15 protein-coding genes are annotated in these 22,304 nt (G+C 44.7%); 9 read left to right on the top strand and 6 right to left on the bottom strand.

The genetic code is table 11. From position 1 onward, the window contains the following. Positions 1-50 precede the first annotated feature (50 nt). From QUA03_RS14460 to QUA03_RS14480, 5 genes are all read right to left on the bottom strand, one after another. Positions 51-2,297 (bottom strand): putative sugar O-methyltransferase, encoded by a 2,247-nt coding sequence (locus tag QUA03_RS14460; RefSeq protein ID WP_333212998.1) that lies wholly within the window; start codon positions 2,295-2,297, stop codon positions 51-53. Positions 2,298-2,360: 63 nt separating this feature from the next. Beyond that, positions 2,361-4,007, bottom strand: a complete 1,647-nt coding sequence (locus QUA03_RS14465) for a tetratricopeptide repeat protein (RefSeq protein WP_333212985.1) — start codon at positions 4,005-4,007, stop codon at positions 2,361-2,363. A 344-nt stretch (positions 4,008-4,351) separates the two neighbouring features. Beyond that, on the bottom strand, positions 4,352-8,917 hold the full coding sequence (locus QUA03_RS14470) for a tetratricopeptide repeat protein (RefSeq protein ID WP_333212986.1): 4,566 nt from the start codon (positions 8,915-8,917) through the stop codon (positions 4,352-4,354). Between the two features lie 477 nt (positions 8,918-9,394). Next, positions 9,395-9,997, bottom strand: coding sequence for a 50S ribosomal protein L25/general stress protein Ctc (locus QUA03_RS14475; RefSeq protein ID WP_333212987.1), 603 nt, complete (start codon positions 9,995-9,997; stop codon positions 9,395-9,397). Between the two features lie 178 nt (positions 9,998-10,175). After that, positions 10,176-11,504 (bottom strand): adenylosuccinate synthase, encoded by a 1,329-nt coding sequence (locus QUA03_RS14480; RefSeq protein WP_333212988.1) that lies wholly within the window; start codon positions 11,502-11,504, stop codon positions 10,176-10,178. 399 nt (positions 11,505-11,903) lie between these two features. Between QUA03_RS14480 and QUA03_RS14485 the strand changes: the two genes are divergently transcribed. From QUA03_RS14485 to QUA03_RS14525, 9 genes are all read left to right on the top strand, one after another. Further along, positions 11,904-12,941 carry an adenosine deaminase gene (locus QUA03_RS14485; RefSeq protein ID WP_333212989.1) on the top strand — a complete coding sequence of 346 codons (1,038 nt, stop codon included), beginning with the start codon at positions 11,904-11,906 and terminating at the stop codon, positions 12,939-12,941. 249 nt (positions 12,942-13,190) lie between these two features. Next, positions 13,191-14,495: an aspartate aminotransferase family protein gene (locus QUA03_RS14490; protein WP_333212990.1), complete on the top strand. Its 1,305-nt coding sequence runs from the start codon at positions 13,191-13,193 to the stop codon at positions 14,493-14,495. 293 nt (positions 14,496-14,788) lie between these two features. Continuing rightward, complete coding sequence (locus QUA03_RS14495; protein ID WP_333212991.1) at positions 14,789-16,276, top strand: TldD/PmbA family protein; 1,488 nt, start codon at positions 14,789-14,791, stop codon at positions 16,274-16,276. 93 nt (positions 16,277-16,369) lie between these two features. Next, positions 16,370-16,642: a DUF6883 domain-containing protein gene (locus QUA03_RS14500; protein ID WP_333212992.1), complete on the top strand. Its 273-nt coding sequence runs from the start codon at positions 16,370-16,372 to the stop codon at positions 16,640-16,642. Beyond that, positions 16,632-16,883, top strand: a complete 252-nt coding sequence (locus tag QUA03_RS14505) for a DUF4926 domain-containing protein (RefSeq protein ID WP_333144873.1) — start codon at positions 16,632-16,634, stop codon at positions 16,881-16,883. Before QUA03_RS14500 ends, QUA03_RS14505 begins: the two co-directional genes overlap by 11 nt. A 59-nt stretch (positions 16,884-16,942) precedes the next feature. Continuing rightward, on the top strand, positions 16,943-18,289 hold the full coding sequence (locus QUA03_RS14510; protein ID WP_333212993.1) for a TldD/PmbA family protein: 1,347 nt from the start codon (positions 16,943-16,945) through the stop codon (positions 18,287-18,289). Between the two features lie 303 nt (positions 18,290-18,592). Next, positions 18,593-19,717, top strand: a complete 1,125-nt coding sequence (locus tag QUA03_RS14515) for a THUMP domain-containing protein (RefSeq protein WP_333212994.1) — start codon at positions 18,593-18,595, stop codon at positions 19,715-19,717. A gap of 65 nt (positions 19,718-19,782) precedes the next feature. Beyond that, positions 19,783-20,634, top strand: coding sequence for an adenine-specific DNA-methyltransferase (yhdJ, locus tag QUA03_RS14520; protein WP_333212995.1), 852 nt, complete (start codon positions 19,783-19,785; stop codon positions 20,632-20,634). Between the two features lie 5 nt (positions 20,635-20,639). Beyond that, entirely contained in the window at positions 20,640-21,785 is a 1,146-nt protein-coding gene (locus QUA03_RS14525; protein WP_333212996.1) for a restriction endonuclease, read from the top strand. A 55-nt stretch (positions 21,786-21,840) separates the two neighbouring features. Here QUA03_RS14525 and hpxZ read toward each other — a convergent pair whose 3' ends face one another. Then, a complete protein-coding gene (gene hpxZ / locus QUA03_RS14530; RefSeq protein ID WP_333212997.1) occupies positions 21,841-22,227 on the bottom strand; it encodes an oxalurate catabolism protein HpxZ in 387 nt (128 codons plus the stop codon). Between the last annotated feature and the right edge of the window lie 77 nt (positions 22,228-22,304).

Raw genomic sequence — 22,304 nt, forward strand, 5'->3', positions numbered from 1 at the left:
CTTGTACCAAATAAACAACACAATGACCCCCAAATTAATCTCTTAACAAATTAGCGAAAGGCATATTGATTTCCGGGTAGGAAATCAATATCTACAGTAGTGGCTCTGCCACTCCCAGCTATCTCACCAACTCTGGAAGCAAAAGGAAAAGCATCTCCTACTCCTAAGTGATACGCAAGCAACAAGTGTTTAGCATTAAACCATTGGTGCGTCAAAATATAATCTTGAGCAAAATCTGAACATTCGCTCAAAGCCCAAGTTGATATAAACAAGTCCACATTGTTTATCAGACAATTGTCTAAAAAGTTAAGAGGTAGCAAGTTAATTTTACCTGCTGCAATTGACTGATTAGGCTCATTTATAAGGTTAACATTTGTTTCACCCAAAATGCTTCCCAAGTATAGCCATTGAATGACGCTGAAGATGGGCGTGTCAATAATAATGTACGTTAGCTCCTCACCCTGTTTCATTTTTTTAAAGATTTTCGCAAGATTACCATAGCCCCCGCCCCACTCTACTACTGATTTAATATCTGTTAATTCGCAGTTAGTATGTTCTACAAATTTAGCAATGTGGTGTAAATGGTGAACTGTGTTATAAGAAGTTTTTATACCGCCATATTCAGTAGTGACAGGGGGATTGCCTATGGAATCTTCTTTCAGTAAAAAAGTAATTTTATCGGCGGCAATCTGTGTTTCTAAGTAAGCAATTTCCTGTTCCTGCTTATAGAATTTATCGTAACCAACAAACATGGTTTCCAATATTACTTGATTTCCCAGAAATGAAATGGGGGGAATTGGCAGTATACTTTCCTCTAACTTCTTATTCTGTTCTTCCCAATAAGGGAGAATTAGGTTGGGATTAAGAGGATGCTTTTTAAGCAAGCTATATTTAGCCAAAAAAGTTTGACTTAGCTTGTTAAAATTATCCACTTGCTCTCTTACTGGTAAGCTAATTTGTACTTGACTTTCCGGAACCAGAGGCAAGGAGATTCTAATAATATCCTCTTTAACTTCCCATATATGATTAGGTAAATTTTTAGCTACTAATTCCTTTAAGTGACTCAGTTCTGGATAGTCGTTTTGCCCTGTAAAGCAACGAGCATCATCAATTAAAATTACATGATTTTCTTTCTGAGGGTGATTAAAAATAGCTTGTAGTTCCTCTAAAATGGGAGTTTCCAACTGCCCCTTAGCAGTAATTCCGGCTGAGTAATGACCATCAAGCCAGAACAAACAAGGTTCTTCTATTTGAGGTAAAATTGCTGGAAATACTTTACCACTGTCACCTTGGATAATATCCACATTAGACATTTGCCAAAATTTACTTGTTGCCTGAATATAAAGTTCAGGGCTTAATTCTATTGAAACAATTTTTTTAAAGATGTCTTTCATTGCAAATATCATGTCTCCCAGGTATGTACCTGTTTCAATTAAAGTATTAAGTGCATATTTTTCTGCATAATATCTGACAGCTTGCTCTTTGACAAAATGAGGCGTAGGGATTGGTTTACCATGTGCCAGCCAATTTTCAATTTCAGCATTTGGAGCTTTACCCAAATGTACAACCCAAACTACATATTGACCTGGTTCTTTCAAATTAGTTAAAACTTCAGAACCCGCAGGTTCTGGTGTTAAAAAAACTTCATCTAATACTGTATATCCAGGGAAGTAAGAAAGAAGCTGTTCTCTAGAAAAAATGCGATGAGCATTGTAAGCAATGCAAGGTACGCCAACAGGTACACTGACAACAATTTCCCCACCAGGCTTCAACACTCTATCGATTTCTGCACAAGCACGTCTCGCACCATCTGGCATAATTGGGTCGCCATACCTACCAAGACCTATATGTTCTACTACACACAAAGAAGTAATAAAATTTTGAGAATAGTCCTCGAAAGGCAACTCCAAAATACTGCCATCAACAACTGTCAGTCCTGGTAAATTAACTTGGACGGGTCTTATATCAACAAAAGTAGTAGGGACAAACTGAGAAATTATTCCAGAATATAATAATGTCGAACCTATATCTAGCACCGACTCAGGGCGACGTTGAAAAATTTTTCTACTAGCCCAAGTATCTTGGTAGTAATACGATTTATCAAACGGAGTAGATGAGGTTTTATCTGCCAAGCAAGGAAAGAAAGTCAAATTAGAAAATTCTTGAGATTCCCTTGATGTTTTAAATCGAGAAAAATAATACTCAAAATCCTGTTTATAGTCTTGCCAAAGGGGATGGTTAGTTTTACTCACATCCCATGTTTGGACATATTCAGTTAATTGTTTTTCTGGATTCATCAATGTTTCACTCCGTTATTTTTAGTTGTGTTTTTCAGTGTATCTCTGTTATTAGATATCTACCTAGATATCCACAAGGACTTTAAGTTCAACAGCGCGACGGTAACAAGCACTAGCTTCATCGATGCGCCCAACTTTTGCTAAGGCATCCCCTAACTTATTGTGCCACTCAGAGAATTCTGGCTCGAGTTCAATAGCTTTGCGGTAAGCCCCGATCGCCTCCTCTACCGCACCCTTGCTCATCAAAGCATTCCCTAAACCGCAGTAACACAAAGAAGACTCAGGATCAATCTCGATCGCCCTGCGGTAAGCATCGATCGCCTTATCCCACCGCCCTTGTTTAGCCAAAGCTTCCCCTAAATAATGCTGCGCCTCCCAAGAGTCTGAATTTCGATCGAGAACGCGACGGTACTGACCAATTGCCCCATCCAACTGCCCTTTTTCTGCCAAAGCCTTACCTAGCCGCAAATAAAGCTCCGAGTCGTCAGACTTAATCTCCACAGCCTTTTGAGCCGCCTCCAAATTGCTTGGATTCAATTCGCTTGCCCTGCGATAAAACTTTACCGCCTCATCTAAATCCAGCTCAACATCTTTCTGAAGCGGTTGGATGGCAGCTCGCTTTTGCAAAGCCTCCCCTAAATGGCTGTTAACTACATCCGAATCAGGAGCAATTTCCAGCGCTCTGCGATAGGCCGAAATCGCCTCATCGTACCGCCCCAACTGATATAGAGCAAACCCTAAATGATCCTGAGCCTCCAGCGAATTTGGCTCAAACTCAACCGACTTGCGATAAGAACCCACAGCTTGATCCCACTTTTGCAGTTTCGCCAAAGCATCGCCCAAATGCTGGTAAATCACTGCGGCATTCGGTACGATATCAAGCGCTTTCCGATAAGATGCGATCGCCTCATCCCAGCGCTGCACGATCGACAAACTATGCCCCAAATAGTGGTGGACGATTGCCGAACCCGGTTCCAACTCAGCGGCCTTGCTGTAAGCCGCGATCGCCCCCTCCCATTGACCCTGTGTGGCTAAAGCCGTGCCCAATTTATAGTAAAGCCAATGGAAATCAGGTTTTAACTGAATCGCCTTTCGGTAATAACCCACGGCTGCTGCTAATTCATTCTTACCTTGCAAAGCCTCTGCCAACTTCAGGTACAATTCCCCATCACCCGGATTTAGATCGATCGCATGACGCAAGCACTCAATCCCTTCATCAACCCGTCCCTGTCTTGCCAAAGCCTCCCACAAATTTTGGTAAGGCAAAGCCGATTCCGAGTCAAGCTCGATCGCTCTTCGCAAACAACATATAGATTCATCCAGTTGACCTTGCAAGCACAAAGCCTTGCCTAAACTATTGTGAAACTCGTAGAAATCCGGATATATTTCCACAGCTTTGCGGTACGCAGCCACGGCTTCATCTAGATTGCCCTGCTGTTCCAAAACCTCTCCTAAATTATGACAAGACCAAGCCGAATTCGGGTTAAGTTCGCAGGCCCGGCGGTAACTTTTCTCCGCCCCATCCCGCTGCCCCAATTTCGCCAAAACTTCACCCAAATTGTGGTGATACCAGGAAAAATCCGGGTTTAGTTCAGTACACCGCTGGTAGGCGGCGACCGCTTCCTCTAATTTATCCGACTGTTTTAGGAGGTTGCCTCTATGAAAATAATTAGAAGCTGTCTCTTCATGCACTTGTAATGAGTTATTCATAATTTTGTACCGTAGACTTCATTTTTTTTTGCTTGGTCGATCGGGGTTGATAAGCACCTTGTACTAATGTCAATATTCAGGATTCTCGCGCGGGGTGCGGGCGGGTTTTTAGTCTTTGGGTATCCCTTGAAGCTATCGACGAACCCGCCCCTACAGGTTGTTGACATTGGTGCCGTCTGATGAATTGTATCGGTCTTCTGTCTAGGTTACAATCCTTGCGATTCCCCCGGCATCCAGGGCGGGTACGGGGACTGATCCCCTACAAAGGCAGAGATGTCTCATTCTCAAGAAAATTAGCGATTGTAGGGGTAGTGCCCCCGTGCCTACCCCTCATGGGGATGTTCCTAATGACTCGGCCGCCAATTCTCGTCCTCCAATCTGATACCGCTGTCTTGACAAGCTCTGGTTAAATGGGGGCTGTAGTAAGGGTCATTCTCAATATATTGTTGCCACCGGCTTTCCATCAGCTTCGATTCCTGCTTCAGCCGCTCTTTCTTTTCAGGGGAATCCTCGTAACCCCGGCTTTTAGATTCGTGGTGGTATAGAACTACATGAGGCAGGTAAATATTGCGATACCCTTTCTCTAGCATTTTCAAACACAAATCCACATCATTGTACGCCACTGTTAGCTCTTCGTCAAACCCCCCAACACTTTCAAATACTTCGCGGCGACACATTAAACACGCAGCAGTTACCGCTGAAACATTATTCATGCCTACCACATTCCCGAAATAGCCAGGAATCGATCGCGGCATATGGTAATAACTGTGACCGGCAACTCCGCCGCCGAGTCCCATCACCACTCCCGCGTGCTGGATTTTGTTATCTGAGTATATCAACAAACTGCCCACAGCCCCGATCGAGCTTCTCTGAGCTTGTTCAACCATCCCGCCAATCCAATCGGGAGTAATTACCTCTGTATCGTTATTCAAGAACAGCAAGTAATCTCCCTCGGCTTTACTAGCAGCGTAGTTGTTAATCTTAGAGAAATTGAAGGGAATATCGAGTCGATAACTTTTAAACCTCGCTGATTCCTTAGCCGTCCATTTAGCCAGAATTTCCGCCGTGTGTTTCTCTTGACTGCCGTTATCGATGACGATAACTTCGTAGTTGGGGTAGACGCTCTTAGTAAAGATAGACTCCAAGCAATTGTCCAAAACATCGCCTAAATCCCGCGTGGGAATAATGATGCTGACCCGCTTGTAATCGGCAATTTTGTAGCGTGCAATAAAGTGTCCCAAAAAGTAGGGAACGCCTTCAATTTTCCCCGGTTCGCCCCTGCGTTCGATCGCCTCTTGCAAAGCTTTTTGCCCTGCATCATAGGCATAGGGTTTAGCCTCTACACCGCCAGCAGCCGAACCCGCGTGCATTCTCCAGTGGTAAAGAATTTTAGGGATGTGAAATATTTTGTCAGTTTTTTCTGTAAACCTCAGAACCAAATCATAATCCTGAGCTCCTTCAAAACCCGGTCTGAAACCGCCGATTTCATTAATTAGCGATCGCCTGTAAGTTCCCAAATGGCAAGTGTACATCCGAGATAAAAATGAATCCGGACTCCATTCTGGCTTGAAGAAAGGATTTATCAGTTCCTGATCCTGATAAATCTTGTCTTCATCTGAATAAATCATGTCCGCTTCCGGGTGGCGGTTCAGCAACAGCACCACTTCATACAACGCCTCTGGTGTCAGTGTATCGTCGTGGTCTAGCAAAGACACATATTCACCCGTTGCCAACTCCAAAGCAGAATTTGAACAGTGAGAAATGTGACCGTTTTTGGTTCTGTAAGCTACTTTGATCCGGCTATCTTTGGCTGCATATTCTTGCAAAATTTGCTTGACATGAAGCGCGGTTGATGCGTCATCCGCAATGCACAATTCCCAATAAGGATATATCTGATTGAGAACTGATTCTATTGCCTCCTGCAAATAATTTTCTGGCGTATTGTAAGCAGGCATGACAATGCTAATCAGCGGCTTGTAGCTAAAGATTTCTAATGTTTCCGCCATTTTCCGCAAATCAGCTTCTCTAGGGCTGTTCTTAGCGCGCCACTTGGTGTAAGCTGGGTCTTGACCGAGGAATAGCGAATCTCGTAAGTTTTGATAATCCAAACCAAAAAGTTTCGGATCGAGTTTGCTCGCCGTCTGATAAGCTTCCAGGGCTTCCGAAAGCTTGTCTTGTTTAGCTAAAGTTTTTGCTAAGTTGTGGTACGACCAGCCAAAGTCAGGAGCAACCTCGATCGCTTTCCGATAAGCAGCAACAGCTTCATCAAGCCTACCTTCTTGTTGATATACATCCGCTAAGTTGTGGTGGGACCAAACAAAATTTGGATTCAGTTCTGCCGCTTTCTGATAGCTTTTAATAGACTCATCAACTTTACCGATCCACTTCAGGACATCGCCTAAATTGTGGTGAGTTCCAAAGTAATTGGGATTAATTGAAATTGCTTTGCGGTAGGCGGCCACAGCCTCGGCAAATTTACCTTCTTCTTGCAGAGACGCCCCTAATTCGTGGTACTCCGCAGCTATCCCAGGGCTGTGTTCGATCGCACTTCCAGAATGTGCGTGAACAGTCCGATCGCTCTTTTCCGCCGCCCTACTTACACCCTTTTTTTTTAATACCTCTTCTAACCGCCCAGAAATAGCCTTGTCATCAGGCCGAATCTGCAACGCCATTTGATAAAAGACGATCGCCCCATCCGGCCAATTCTTCCGCACCAAAGCATTAGCCAACTCAACATAAAGGTCAGCATCATTCGGCGCAATCTCCAGCGCCTTGTGATACAACTGCACGTCATCAGGATTCTCCTGAATCGCCTGCCGGTACAAACGCATCGCTTCCTTCAAATCCCACTGGGACCGCATCCTCACAGCATCAGCCAACTTTTGCGAAAGCCACGGCAAATCCGCCTGAATCTCCGCAGCGCGGCGGTAAGCGGCGATCGACTCATCCCACCGTTCCAGCTTCTCAAAAGCCGTTGCCATGTTGTAATAAGTCCACGGAAAATCAGGATTTAACTCGGCCGCGCGTCGGTAAACATCGATCGCTTCCTCCCACCTTTCCATTTCTAGCAGCACGTCGCCTAATTTGCTCTGCGACCAGAAGAAATTCTGATTAACTTCGTTAGCACGTTGGTAGGCAACAACTGCCTCATCCCAACGTTCCAGCTTAATCAGCGCTTCTGCTAAATTGTTGTGCGCCCAAAAATGGTCAGGATTGAGTTCGATCGACCTTTGGTAAGCCGAAATTGCCTCATCCCACCTTCCCAGCTTAATCAGCGCGTCTGCTAAATAGTTGTGCGACCAACTGAAATCGGGATTTAATTCTGTTGCTTTCCGGTAAGAATCTACAGCTTCTTCCCACCGTTCCAACTTCAGCAACACATCGGCTAAATTGTTGTGAGACCAGCTAAAATCAGGATTTAATTCGATCGCCTTGCGGTAAGCATTTACAGATTCCTCCCACCGTTCCAACTTAACCAGCGACTCAGCTAAATTGTTGTGCGACCAAGAAAGATCGGGATTGTTTCTAATGGCATTAGTGTAAGCATCTACCGCCGCTTCCCACTGTTCTTGACCCTTAAGAATTTCGCCCAATTCGTGATAAGCTGCGCCAGCATTTGGGTTCAACTCAACCGCGCGCCGGTAACAGTCAATTCCCTTATCTACCTTACCTTGCTCGATCAAAGTTTTGGCTAAATTTTCGTGTTCCTCGGCGGTGCCGGATTTCGGGTCGATCGCAAATGCTCGATACCAAGCCTCAGCCGCCTCCTCCGACTTTCCTAACTGAGTTAACAGTTTTGCAAAATTGCGGAAAGCACCGGCAAAATCTGGTTTCAGGGCGATAGCCTTTTCGTAAGCAGAAACTGCTTGCTGCCACTGTTCCTGCTGCGCGCAAATGCTGCCGTAATTAGCATAAGCTTCGGCAAAATTAGGGTTAATTTCTATTGCTTTGACATAGCAACTTTTAGCTTCATCAATTTTCCCGCCAGCTTGCAGCGCGTTGCCCAGCATTTTGTAAAGCGGCGCTTCCGGCTTAATTTGCAGCGCCTTCTTGCAAGCTGCGATCGCCTGTTCCAATTTACCCTGAGCAAAATAGCCTTCTGCCAGTATTTTGTATGCTTCTGGATCTTCTATATTAATTGTAGAATTAACTGCCTGCTGAACTGGCGGCTTAACTGCGGTTGCTGCGGGCTGCTGCTTGACTGCACCGTTTTTCGCAGTTGCACCCGCCAAAGTTTGCTCTCCCTCGCTGCCATTTCTTGCATTAGCTGCGTTCAGTTCAATAGCTTTGCGATAATATGCTGTCGCTTCCTCTAACTTGCCTTGTTTTTTGAGCGCTTCGCCCAAATTTTGGTAAGCAGTCGCCACATTAGGATTTAATTTTATGGCGCGATCGTAACAGGCGATCGCTTCGGGGTATTTTTCCTGCCGAAAAAAAGCATCGCCCATATTCAAGTGTTCCCCAGGCGCTACTTTTTCTGGTTCCAAACTAAATGCTTGATACCAGCACTGCTGGGCTTCTTCCGGTTTGCTAATTTGTCCGAATACTTTTGCTAAATTCCGGTACACTCCCGCGAAATTCGGCTTAATCGCGATCGCCTTTTGATAAAATCCGATCGCCTCCTGCCATTTTTGCTGTTGCGCGCCAAGGCTGCCCAAATTCGCATATACTTCCGCAAAATTCGGTTCTATTTCAATCGCTTTAGCGTACCAGTGCCGCGCCTCTTCCATCCTGCCTTGAGCTTGCAGCGCGTTGCCCAAAGTCTTGTAAGCTGGTGCAAAATTGGGGTGAATCTTCAAAGCTTGCTCGCAGGAGGCGATCGCTTCTTCTATTTTTCCTTGGGATAAGTATGTTTCTCCCTGTTGGTTAAATTGAACCGCTGTTGATTCTGTATTCACTGTTGATGGCATATGGGCGGCGGCTCCAGAGGCAGGAATTAAATAGGGTAGTCAAAACGTTTCACAATTATACTCGCGTTTGACACTAACAGAACCGGACTTGTTCCCCCAATTCTTAATTTTTTTGACTCCCGGTGCTGGTGAGGAACCGGGATTCTCGGCTAATTTTTTGATTTTACGGCTAAATATGTAAGAATCAGTACGGTTTCTGGGAGATTTGCGCGCCAGTCCAGACTTTTTCACCTTCGGGTCGATCGCCCGTGTTGTAAAGGAAAGTAAACACGGCAGGTTCTTGCTTGTGGGATGCTTTGTTGTGGACTGGGCAAAGGAACCCCCCTAAAAAAATATTACAAAACAAACGGCGCCCGATGTGCGATCGAACCTAAACGAAAATAGCCTTTTTAGCAAAAAACGATCGCCCTTTTGGGAGAAAGCGATCGCCCTTTTTTTTCAACAATTAATTAGTTAACAACTATTAGCAATTACTAATTAAGCTGCTGCTGCCTCTTCTTCTGCGTCTTCTGCTTCAGAACCTGCTTGAATTCCCAGCACGCTAACAACCACCTGATCTGGTTCGCCGAGAGCTACCACTCCTGCAGGCAAAACTAATTCGTGAATGTGCAGCGCATCCCCAACCTTTAAATGAGAAATATCTACTTCAATTGCTTCAGGAATGCTGTCAGGTTTGCACTTAGCTGAGAGTTGCGTCAGCACGGTATCCAAAATGCCGCCTTCTAACTTGACGCCGACGGGTTCGCCAACAAAACGCAGTGACAATTCAACTTCCAGGCTGTCTTGAGTTGCCACGGAGAAAAAGCTCAGGTGGTAAGGATAGCCCTTCCAAGGATGAACTTGAACTTCCCGGAGCAAGGTTTTTCCGCTCCAAGAGAGGTCGGGAATGCTGAGGTCAATTAGGGCATTGTTGACTACGTGCTTTTTGAGCAGGTGTTCAACTGTTTTGGCTTTGATGGTAAGGGAAATGGATTCAGAGCCTTTGTGACCGTAGAGGACGGCGGGAATCAATCCAGAGCGGCGGAGGGCGTTAGGTTTGCTGCCTTCTGCCCGCTTTTGACATTCTACTGCGAGTTCCATTTTATGACTTTCTGCTGATTGTTTTTACATTTTATCAAATTTATGCTAAAGCGATCGAACTTAATTAAATTCGCTAAATATTTGATAATAATTGGAAATTGGGAATTTGGCTATTCTCCGAATCTCGGCATGTCCAACTTTCCCAATCTCCCCCTCACTCTTTCCCAATTTAAAATGGTTAGGCTGGAGTACCGTCTGCAGAAAGCAAAGCGCGTTTCGGGCCGTGAATCGGGTCTTCTACAATGATAGTTTGGTCGCGACTGGCTCCGAGAGAAACGATCGCGATCGGCACTTCCATCAAATCTGCCAAAAACTTCAGATAATTCAAAGCTTGCGGTGGTAAATCTTCCAAATTCCGGCACTCTTCCGTAGACTGTTTCCAACCGGGAAGGGTTTCGTAAATAGGTTGGCACCGAGCAAATATCCGGGAACTTTTCGGGAAATCAACACATTTTTCGCCGTCAATTTCGTAAGCAACGCAAACTTTTATTTCTTCTAATTCATCCAACACATCTAGTTTGGTAATTGCCAGACAGTCAAGGCCGTTGATGCGGACTGCGTAGCGGCCGATTACCGCGTCGAACCAACCGCAGCGGCGTTTTCTGCCCGTTGTCGTGCCGAATTCTGCACCTCTCTCGCCCAAAATTGCTCCTATTCCATCTACCATTTCAGTAGGGAAGGGGCCTTCTCCGACGCGGGTTGTATAAGCTTTTGCTACGCCAATTACGCGATCGATCGCTGTTGGGCCGACTCCGGTTCCCACACAAGCACCGCCAGCGATGGGATTACTGGAAGTAACGTAAGGATAAGTACCGTGGTCTAAGTCTAATAAAGTGCCTTGCGCGCCTTCAAACAGAATATTCTTCCGCTTCTGAAGTCCCTCATAAATCTTCAGGGAACTATCAACTACGTGCGGTCGCAAACGTTCGGCATAAACTCGATATTCATCAATTACGTCTTGCGGATTTAAAGGCGGCAAATTGTAGAGTTTTTCGAGAAGGACATTTTTACAATTAATCGTCCATTCCAATTGTTCTTGCAACCCTTCCAAGTCCATTAAATCTAGCATCCGAATGCCAGTGCGTTCCGACTTGTCGGCGTAAGTAGGGCCAATGCCGCGTCCCGTCGTCCCGATTTTATAATTTCCCCGCTGGGTTTCCGATGCTACATCAATTAATCGATGATAGGGCATCGTTACGTGAGCCGTCTCCGAAATCATCAGGGAGGTTGTCGAAATATTCAGTGCCTCTAGCTGATCTAACTCTGCAATTAAAACTTTCGGGTCGATGACCGTGCCACAGCCGATAATACACTCTTTATCAGGGTAGAGAATTCCGGAGGGAATTAAGTGCAGCTTGAAAGTCTGACCGTTTACTACCACGGTGTGACCGGCGTTGACGCCCCCTTGGTAGCGGACAACGATATCTGCGGATTTGCTGAGCAAATCGGTAATTTTGCCTTTTCCTTCATCGCCCCACTGGGCGCCGATCACAACTACGTTAGCCAAGGGTTTCTCGCGTTCAGTTCAGGTTGACACAATCTCCGATTATGTACGAATGCGTCCCGGATGTCAAATAAATTTTTGTTACAATTGAAAGACGTGAGGCTGTATTGCTCTCATCAACCCACTTCCAGCACTATCGGGGGACTTGGGAAGGGAGAGCCCCATAGGGGGAGAATGGGAGAGGGGAGAATGAGAGAGGATTTGATGAGTTTTTATGGGAATCCAATGTGCAGCTTAAATGTGGAACAGTTTACCTGCTGGAGGTTGTTGGCTGGTATGTGGGAAAACCCGGTTTCTGACCACTGATGCGTATAGGACTAAATTACAAATTCTTCAATCCTTCAATTCTTCAATCCTTCAATTCTTTCAATCTAAAATCTAAAATCTAAAATCTAAAATCGCATGACTTTACACGCTGAGTTGCACCGCCATCTGGGTGGTTCTGTCGTTCCTAGGGTGCTGTGGCGGTATTTCGATCGCCACAATGCTGAGATGGTTAATCGATTTCAAGAATACTCGGAGTTTGAGGAGTTTTACACTCGTCCGCGCAATACTCTCAATGAGTATTTGGAACTGCACACGCTGGTAGAAAGCGTTCAAACTGTTGAGACGTTGCCTTATTTCATCTATCGGTTGATGCGGGGCGCTTACGTGTTTGAAAATCTGGCTTATTTGGAGTTGCGCTATACGCCTTATTTGCGGACTCCAGAACATTTGAATCAGTCAGAACGCATTGATTTGATGGCAGAAATTGTACAAGTTGTGGGCAAGGCAAGTCAAATTAGCGATTGTCCGATTGTTACTAGCCAAATTTTGTGTATGCACTCGCGTTTACCCTATGAGGTGAATCGGGCGATCGTAGATTTGGCGGCCGGGATGGGAGAATATGTTTGTGCGATCGATATAGCTGGCGGCGATGATTGTATAGGCGATCGTTTGGAGGAGTTTGTCGGATTGTACCAGTACGCGAGGTCGATCGGCATCAAAACTACCGGCCACCTCTACGAAACTACCTCTGGCTGTTATCCCGAACTTTTACCCTATCTGATGCGTATCGGCCACGGGATTCAAATTCCGTTAAAATATCCCGAATTGCTGCCAGAAGTCGCGCGCAGGGGTCAATGCTTGGAAGTTTGCCCAACTACATATCTCAAAACGGGGACGTTGCAGGATATGCGCGAATTGAAGGTTGTGTTCGATCGATGTTTTGAAGCTGGCGTCGATATTGCCATTTGTACCGACAACGCGGGATTGCACAACGTGCGATTGCCTTTCGAGTACGAGAATTTGTTAACTTTGGATATCATTGATTTTCGGCAATTGCAAGCGTGTCAAGAGGCCGCTTTCCGCCATGCTTTCGCGTGGCCCTACGGGGAGCGGCCTGTGAAAATGCTGACCGGTTTGTTGCAGCATGAGTCTGTGGGGGCGATCGTTAATTAAAGAATATCTATTTAATGAACCGCGCAGGCGCGAAGGAAAAGAAAGAGGAACATAGGCAGATGTTTTCAGGTAAAAACTCTACTTGTAAATGAGAAAAACCTCTTTCTTCTCTTCCTTCGCGCTCTTTGCGTCTTCGCGGTTCGTTTAAAAAAGATATTTGTAAAATTATAATAAGCGTCTGGCGATCGGCGATCGGTAGCAAGTTATAGTTTGAAGGCAGAATCATCAATATAAAAAGATAAAAAAAAGATGACAAATATGGACGCTTACTGGATGCCCTTCACTGCCAACCGACAGTTTAAAGCGAATCCCCGAATATTGGTTTCGGCAAAAGATATGCACTTTACAAGCGATGATAACCGCTCAATTTTAGATGGTACTGCGGGGCTGTGGTGCGTGAATGCAGGACACGCCCGCGAGACAATTGCTGAAGCAGTTAAACAGCAGGTTTTGCGTTTGGATTACTCTCCGGCTTTTCAGATGGGACATCCGGGCGCTTTTGAATTAGCGGAACGTTTGGTAAAGATGATTCCGGGCAATTTCGATCGCGTTTTCTTTACTAATTCGGGTTCGGAATCTGTAGAAACTGCTTTGAAGATTGCAATTGCTTATCACCGGGTGAAAGGTGAAGGAACTCGCCAACGATTAATCGGTAGGGAACGCGGCTATCACGGCGTTGGTTTCGGGGGAATTTCTGTCGGCGGTATCGGTACAAACCGCAAGTTTTTTGGCAGTTTGCTCACGGGAGTCGATCATTTGCCTCACACTCACAATCTCGAACACAATGCTTTCAGTCGCAAACAACCGGAATGGGGAGCGCATTTGGCGGATGAATTGGAGCGGATTGTCGCTTTGCACGATGCGTCGAATATTGCAGCGGTAATTGTGGAACCAGTGGCTGGTTCTACGGGGGTTTTGATTCCGCCGAAAGGTTATTTGGAGCGACTGCGGGCGATTTGCGACAAATACGGAATTCTGCTAATTTTTGATGAGGTTATTACCGGCTTCGGGCGGCTAGGCTCTAGTTTTGCAACGGAATATTTTGGGGTGGTTCCCGATATTGTGACGGCGGCAAAAGGGATAACTAACGGTACGGTGCCGATGGGGGCGGTGTTTGTGAAAGAGGGGATTTATGATGCTTTTATGAATGCTCCTGAAAATGCGATCGAGCTTTTTCACGGTTATACTTATTCTGGTCATCCTCTGGCTTGTGCGGCTGCTTTGGCGACGCTGGATATTTATGAGGAAGAAAGGCTGTTTGAACGGGCAGATAAGGTGGCTGGTTACTGGGAGAATGCGGTTCATTCTTTGAAGGGCGTGCGGCACGTAATTGATGTCCGCAATCTGGGACTGGTGGCGGGTATTGAGTTGGAATCTATTGCGGGGAAGCCGGGGAAACGGGCTTTTGATTGTTTCTTGCAGTGCTATGAAAAAGGGTTGCTAATTCGCACGACTGGTGATATTATTGCTTTGTCGCCACCGCTGATTATTGAGAAAGAACATATCGATCGCATTGTGGAAATTTTGACAGGGGTTTTGCAGGAGATGGAGTAGGATTTAATGAACCGCGAAGGCGCGAAGGAAGAAGAGAAAGAAGAAGATGTCTTAGGTAATAATTCTACTTAGAAATGACATCAAATTCGTTGGTATCGGAATTATTTATCTCTCTCTTTTCTTCCTCTGCAGTCTCTGCGGTCTCTGCGGTTTAATCATTCCGAAACAACCGTAAACGATATGAGAAAGACCTCTCTCTTTACTTCCTTCGCGCTCTTTGCGTCTTCGCGGTTCGTTCAAAAAATTAAAAAGCGCTATAATAATTGACAACTAACCACGAATGACGAATAACTATGGTGCAATTAACTGCAAAAATCTCTGCTAACGAGTTAGCAAATTTGGCTGTAGATTTGATTCGGAAAACAGGTTGCGAGTACGGTGATGTGCGTTTTTGCAGTTACCGAAGGCAGAATCTTTACGCGCGCGATCGATCTTTAAGTCAACTGTCAGATAATGTAAGTTCCGGTTTTGGCGTGCGAGTGCTTCTTGACGGCGCTTGGGGGTTTGCCGCCAGTCACAGCAAAACACCCGCAGAGGTTGCAAGAATAGTCGCTTTGGCTGTAGAAATCGCTAAAGGCAGCCGCTTAACTCAGAAGGAACCGGTGCGATTAGTGCCTGTCGAAAAATATGTTGATACGTACATTACTCCGATCGCCATCGATCCTTTTTCTGTACCCGTTGCTGACAAAGCCGAACTGCTACTAACTATCAACGAGCGGCTGCTAGCACACGGCGCACAAGGCATCAAAAAAGCTTCTTCTTTTTTGCAGTTCAGCCGCGAAGACAAGGTTTTTGCTTCCACAGAAGGCTCGCTAATCGAACAAACAATCTACCGCAGCTATCCGGGTTTTGGCTGTACAGCAATTGCGGGTGGCGATGCCCAAAGTCGCAGTTACGATCGCCCGCCGCTAAATATCGGTTACGAACATATTAATCCCGATGATTTGTTGAGTCAAGTCGAAAGAGTTGCGGCCGAAGCTATTGAGAAAGTCAGCGCTCCAAAAGTCCCGGCTGGTATTTGCAAATCCCTGATTCTTAAGCCGACAAATTTGTATTTGACAATTCACGAATCGGTCGGACATCCAACTGAATTAGACCGGGTTTACGGCTACGAATCTAATTTTGCTGGCACGAGCTTTGCTACTACTGATAATTTAAATAAACTGCAATATGCTGCACCTTGGGTGAATTTTAAGTGCGATCGCACTCAACCGGGCGGCCGCGGTACAATGGGTTACGATGATGAGGGCGTAAAATCACAAGAGTGGTACGTTGTCAAGGATGGAATTTTAGTTGATTATCTCACTGACAGAGAGACGGCTTATCGCCTCGGACGTGCCAGCAGCAACGGTTCTGCTTACGCTGACAGTTGGTCGAGCGTGCCGATGGTGAGAATTCCCAATTTGGGATTGGAGCCGGGCCCGGATGGCGGCAGCCATACTGCTACTTTGGCCCAGATGATTGCGGATACGGAAGACGGGATTTTAATCGACGGTATGGGTAGTTATTCGATTGACCAGCAGCGGCGCAATTTTCAATTCGGCGGCGATGCTTTTTGGAAGGTGGAAAAAGGTAAAGTTGTCGGTATGTTGAAGGATGTAACTTATCAGGCGATGACTACTGATTTCTGGAATCAAATAGATGCGATCGGGCCAGCTTCGGAACTGGTTCAATGCGGTACGAATATGTGCGGAAAGGGCGAGCCGATGCAGGTTGCTCAAATGACTCACGCTTGTGTGCCGGTGCGAGTGAGGAATATTCAAATTGGGGGAAATTCTTAATTAGAGTGTAGGTTTTTAATGTGAAAATTCCAGCGGATGCTATCATACCCGAAGCAAAGTTGACGCGCTATTTACTTGTTCCCAAAGCACAAGATGACAAGTCAAAATTTCTCGCTCAAGGAAGGGGGTTTTAGTCAAGATAACCCAGAAGCTTTGTTAGGAGCCATCCAGTTTTTGATAGCGTCGGCTGAGGCAGTAGAAAATGGTGCTAATGAATTCGGAAAGTTCTTTCGCGCCGAAGGTGAGTTGCGAGGGGCTAATGGACGTAATTTAGCAGTTGTTACAATTTGGTTGCAGTGGCAAATTGACGGAACTTTTCATTTTATTACTCTCAAGCCAAAAAAGGAGTCTCGACGTGAAACTTGAACTTTACCAGCGTGTAGCATTGTGTCGGGATATGCCGCTATATCAGCTCAAAAAAGGTGATGTAGCCATGCTAGTCGATCGCGTACCTCATCCAAGGGAAGGCGAAGATGATGGCTGCGTTCTAGAAATATTTAATGCTTTAGGAGAATCGATTTTAGTTGTGGCTGTTTCTCCTTCAGATGTGGAACCTCTGCGAGCAGATGAAGTGTTAGCAGTACGCTCTTTAGTACAGGCGAGTTAACCGTAGTATTGCGGGTAAACCTATTTTCAAATACAACAAATATTCCGGAACTTTAGCTTATGCTCGTAACAACATCGCCCGCACTTTTAAGTGAAGACCAAGCCTTATCTTTACTAGAAAAAGCAGTCAAACTATCCAAAGCAGAGGAAGTATTTGTCAGTCTCTCTACTGGCGAGGAATCTCTTTCGAGATTCTCGGAAAATCAAATCAGCCAAAATATCAGCAAAACTGTATTTAACCTGAGCATTACTAGCTATTTCGGCAACAAAAGCGCCTCTGCTGCTGTTACAGAATTTGATGAAGATGCGATCGCCTCCGCAGTCAAGCGATCGGAAGAATTAGCCAGAATTGCGCCGGCAGACCCCGAATGGATGCCGCTGCTGCCGCCTCAAACCTACGATTTGCCCTCGCCCGCCTTCGACGCAGCAACGGCAACTGTATCGCCTCTAGCGCGGGCAGAAATGGTGCAGCAAGCTTGCGCCATTGCCGGACAGGGGGGCGCTCATGGTTCGGGCACTTTGAGCGCTGATGTGTGGCTGTATGCGATCGCCTCGTCAACCGGACTCCGCGCCTGCAACCAATCTACAGAGGCAGATTTCAGCTTTACTGCTCGCATTGACAACGGTTCTAGCTGGACTCAGAGCACTGCTTGGAGTATCAACGAATTGCCGATCGCCCAATTAGCAGAACAAGTGCTCGATCGGGCGATCGCATCCCGCAACCCCCGCGAAGTCACTCCCGGCATTTATCCTGTAATCTTTGACGGTGCTGCTTTTGCGGATTTGCTACCGTGGGTAATTTGGAGTTTGGATGCGAGGGCGGCGGATGAGGGGCGATCGTTTATGTCGATCGCCGATGCAGAGGGAAAACCAGCGGGAAACCGCGCCGGGGAACAAATTTTCAGCCCGTTAGTGCAAGTGCAGCGCGATCCGGCTCATCCTTTGTTGCGATCTAATACTTTTTTCGGCGACGGATTGAGCAATAACTATTTGGAAATCATCAAAGATGGCGTCCCTCAAAGTTTGTCTTATTCCCGCTACTGGGCCGCACAAAAAGGCAAAGAGGCGAAAGGTGCTTATTACCCGATCGTAATGACAGGTTCCGACCAAAGTTTAGCAGATTTAATTGCTCAAACCGAGCGAGGAATTTTCGTCAGTCGAGCTTGGTACGTGCGCTACGTTAATCCGAAAACATTGGAAGTAACGGGAATGACTCGCGACGGTACTTTTTGGATTGAGGATGGCAAGATTGCTTACCCGATTAAAAACCTGCGTTTCAATCAAGTTTTACCTGATATGTTGCGCGATGTGGATGCAGTTAGTGCGGTGAAGCGTTACGGCGGTAGTGTCGTGCCCGGAGTGGGCGTGAAAGCTTTTAATTTCACGAGTATTACTGACAGTTTGTGACTTGCAAGGGTGAGGTTCGCGGAAACCCACCCGGAGGAGTAAGAATTATTCATATCTCTCTTCTCTTCATCTGCGTTTATCCGCGTCCATCCATTGTCATCTGCGGTTCAGAAATTCTCTTCTTTTAACCGCAGATGAGGGCAGATTAACACAGATTAACGCAGATTAATTAGATCAATTCCGGTTGCAACGTCCGTGATTGTTGACTGTTGACTCGATTTTACAATTCCGATGGTACCGGATTTGATATAATTTAGGGCGATCGATAAAAACCAATTCCCAATTACCAATTACCAATTATCAATGAATCAATATTTTGCTACAGTTGCGCGCGGTTTAGAAACTATTGCCGCCCAAGAATTAGAACGTTTAGGGGCGCAGGATGTTAAGCCAGATTTTACAGGGGTTTACTTTGCGGGCGATCGGGCTTTATTATACCGCGTCAATCTTTGGTCGAGAACAATTTTTAGAGTGCTAATGCCGATCGCCGAATTCCGGTGTTACAACTCGGATATGCTCTACCGCGAAGTGCAGAAAATCCCTTGGGACGAATACTTATATCCCGACAATACTTTAGCAGTAAACTGCACCGGTGGCAACGAAAACTTGAACCACACTCACTTTACAGCTTTGCAGGTCAAAAATGCGATCGCCGACCAACAGCGCCTGCAATTTAACAAGCGTTCTAATGTTGATGTAGAGCATCCAGATTTGCTAATTAACCTTCACATTCATCAAGATAGAGCTATTTTAAGTTTAGACAGTTCTGGCGGCAGTTTGCACCGCCGGGGATATCGACCGGCGATGGGGCTTGCTCCCCTCAAAGAAACCCTAGCTGCGGCTTTGTTGGAGATGGCAGAATGGACGCCAGATTTGCCGTTTTTAGACCCGATGTGCGGTTCTGGAACTTTGCCTTTGGAAGCGACTTTAAAGGGCTTGAATATTGCACCGGGATTGTTTCGAGAAAAGTTTGGATTTATGAGTTGGCGGGATTTTGATGAACCTTTGTGGGATAAATTGTGGGCCGAAGCGGAAAACAGCGAATTACCGGAACTTAAAGAGGTGATTGCAGGGTGCGATCGCGATTCCGATATGTTAACTCAAGCTCGCACGAACGCGCAGCAAGCTGGTATTTCCGGTAAAATTCAGTTTGCTCAAACCGAGTTATCTCAGTTGGAAGCACCCGCAGACAGAGGTGTTTTGATTTGCAATCCTCCCTACGGAGAAAGGCTGGGAGATGCTAGCGAATTGGGAGATTTGTACAAGATGTTGGGGGATATTTTCAAGAATCGTTTTAAAGGTTGGAATGCCTTTATTTTGACTGGAAATAAGGAGTTGGGTAAAAAGGTGGGACTCAGGACATCGCGGCGAATTCCGGTTTTTAATGGCTCGATTCCGTGTACTTTGCTCAAATATGAACTGTATTAAATGTTTATAGAACATATCTGACTAAACTTGACAATAGCCAATATTAATTGAAGAGGCTAGGCTAAATGAAAATCTTTAAAATTGACGACCACAAACTCATCTTAGGAGATGTGTTAGAAGTGCTTGGCAGTGAAATCCCAGACAACTCAATCGATTTAATTTTTGCCGATCCTCCCTATAATATTGGCAAAGATTTCAATGGTTTTAAAGACACGTGGGAATTTGAAAACGATTATTTAGAATGGAGTTATAGTTGGTTAAACTTATGTGTTAACAAGCTCAAGCATAACGGCAGTTTGTATCTAATGGCGTCAACTCAAAGTATGCCCTACTTTGATTTATATTTGCGCGATCGTTTAACAATCCTTTCTCGAATAGTGTGGTATTATGACAGTTCGGGAGTACAAGCCAAAAAATATTACGGTTCTCTGTACGAACCAATTTTATATTGCGTCAAGGACAAACGAAATTATACATTTAATTCCTCAGATATTCTGGTAGAGGCAAAAACCGGAGCTGTTAGAAAACTAATTGACTACCGCAAGGCTACACCATCAGTATATAATTCTAAAAAAGTTCCCGGTAATGTCTGGGAGTTTCCGCGAGTTAGATATCGTATGCCTGAGTATGAGGAACATCCTACTCAGAAACCAACATCGTTGTTAGAAAGAATTATCAAAGCTAGTAGTAATGAGGGCGACGTTGTACTAGATATATTTTCCGGAACTTTTACAACATCATTTGTTGCCAAGCAGCTTAACAGAAAGTCAATCGGCATAGAATTACAAGAAAAATATCTACAAATAGGATTGCGGAGGTTGCAAATTACTCCGGATGAGAGTGAAGAGAATCTGATGTCTGAAGTCAACTCCGGTGAAGTTTCGCCACAGCAGCTAACACTCAACTTACAACTCTAATAAAAATGGAACATGAATTTACAAAAATAATTAAGACAATTTTAGAGGATAAGTTGGGCGAGGTGGGGGATCAAATCTTCGATGAAAGCCAGCTAATTTCATATTTGAATATCAAGACTAAATCTTCAAATAAAGGCTCAAAATCAAGAGGAAGTTTTGCCAACTTATACGCAATATATGTTTTAGTTGAAGATTATTTGGTGAAAAATTTTCATCAGACAGGAATGTATTCAGATTATGAAGGTGCAGTTTATACGAATCTTTTTAAGAGACAGCGTGAATTACCATTCGGGAAAAAGCTTCAAAATCATGGCTTGAACCATAGGATGAATGAAGAATTTAAAAGATATTTTCCCACTTGTGAGTACATCCCAATTTTGAGAAATCAGAAAAATAACAGGTATTGGTTTAACGAAAATTTATTAAAAGTCAAAATCAATGAGAATGAACACAATATAGCAGAAACAGTAATCCACATAATTGATGCTTACGTTGAAGCTAAGAGAGATAGCTTTGAAAAGTTTATTCAAATTTGTAAAGATGCTCAAAGATTGACAGAGGCTCAAGTCAGAGAATTTATAAAACAAATGGTAGCGCCAAATGTAGATGCTCGAATTTTCGAGATAGTCAGCTACAGTATATTAAAATACTACTACAATGACCGAGTTATTTATTGGGGTTATGCACTAGACAGACTCCAGCAAGAAAATTTAAAGCTGTTTAAAACAGGTAGGACAAATGCTAATGATGGGGGAATTGACTTTGTAATGAAACCCCTAGGACGTTTTTTTCAGGTGACTGAAACTGTAGATGTAAATAAATATTTCCTAGACATTGATAAAATTGAAAGGTATCCGATAACATTTGTAGTTAAATCTTTAGATTCAGAGATTGAAATTAAATCAAAGATTGAAGCACAAGCTCGAAAGCTGTATCCAATAAATGCTATAGTATCTCAATACATGGAATGTATAGAAGAAATAATAAACGTTCCTATTCTGATAGAAAGATTTGAACAAGCTGTTGCCAAAGGGTACTTAATCAATATATTGAGCGAGATTATTAAGCAGAGCAGATTAGAATTTAATTATGAAGATGAGGAAGAAAGTCTGGAAATTGAATTATTAGACGTGGCTCTAGAGGATGAATGATTCAGTCATAAAGTCCGCCTGCTTTAGACAATTATTGTTTCCTTACATTTAACATCTACATCGGCAAAAAAGAAACGTGAGCCGAAACAATCTTCCACCCTTCCGGAAACTTGCGCCACATCTGACTCTGCCGCCCCAGCCGCACCACTCCATCCATTACACGCCGGAATTCCAGCGTCACAGCCGCCGTGTCTGCATCGAATGTCACGACTTTGAGGTTGAACATTTCTCGATCGACATTTACAGGCGATCGTCCTTTGCGAAAAGCCCTCACATCCTCGCTCCCGTAGAGGTTCTCCGTCACCCCAAACCGCACGACTTCCGGCGCATCCCAGAACAAATTATCGAGAGTTTCAATATCATTCGTACAAAGAGCTTTTTCGTATTTTAAATATAGTTCAGTTAACTCAGCCACCACAGCAGAATCATTTATAACAGTCATTCGATTTTAGATTTTAGATTTTAGATTTTAGATTTTAGATTTTAGATTTTAGATTTTAGATTTTAGATTTTAGATTT

Source organism: Microcoleus sp. S36b_A4 (assembly GCF_036700645.1).
In the GTDB taxonomy this organism is placed as follows: domain Bacteria; phylum Cyanobacteriota; class Cyanobacteriia; order Cyanobacteriales; family Microcoleaceae; genus Microcoleus.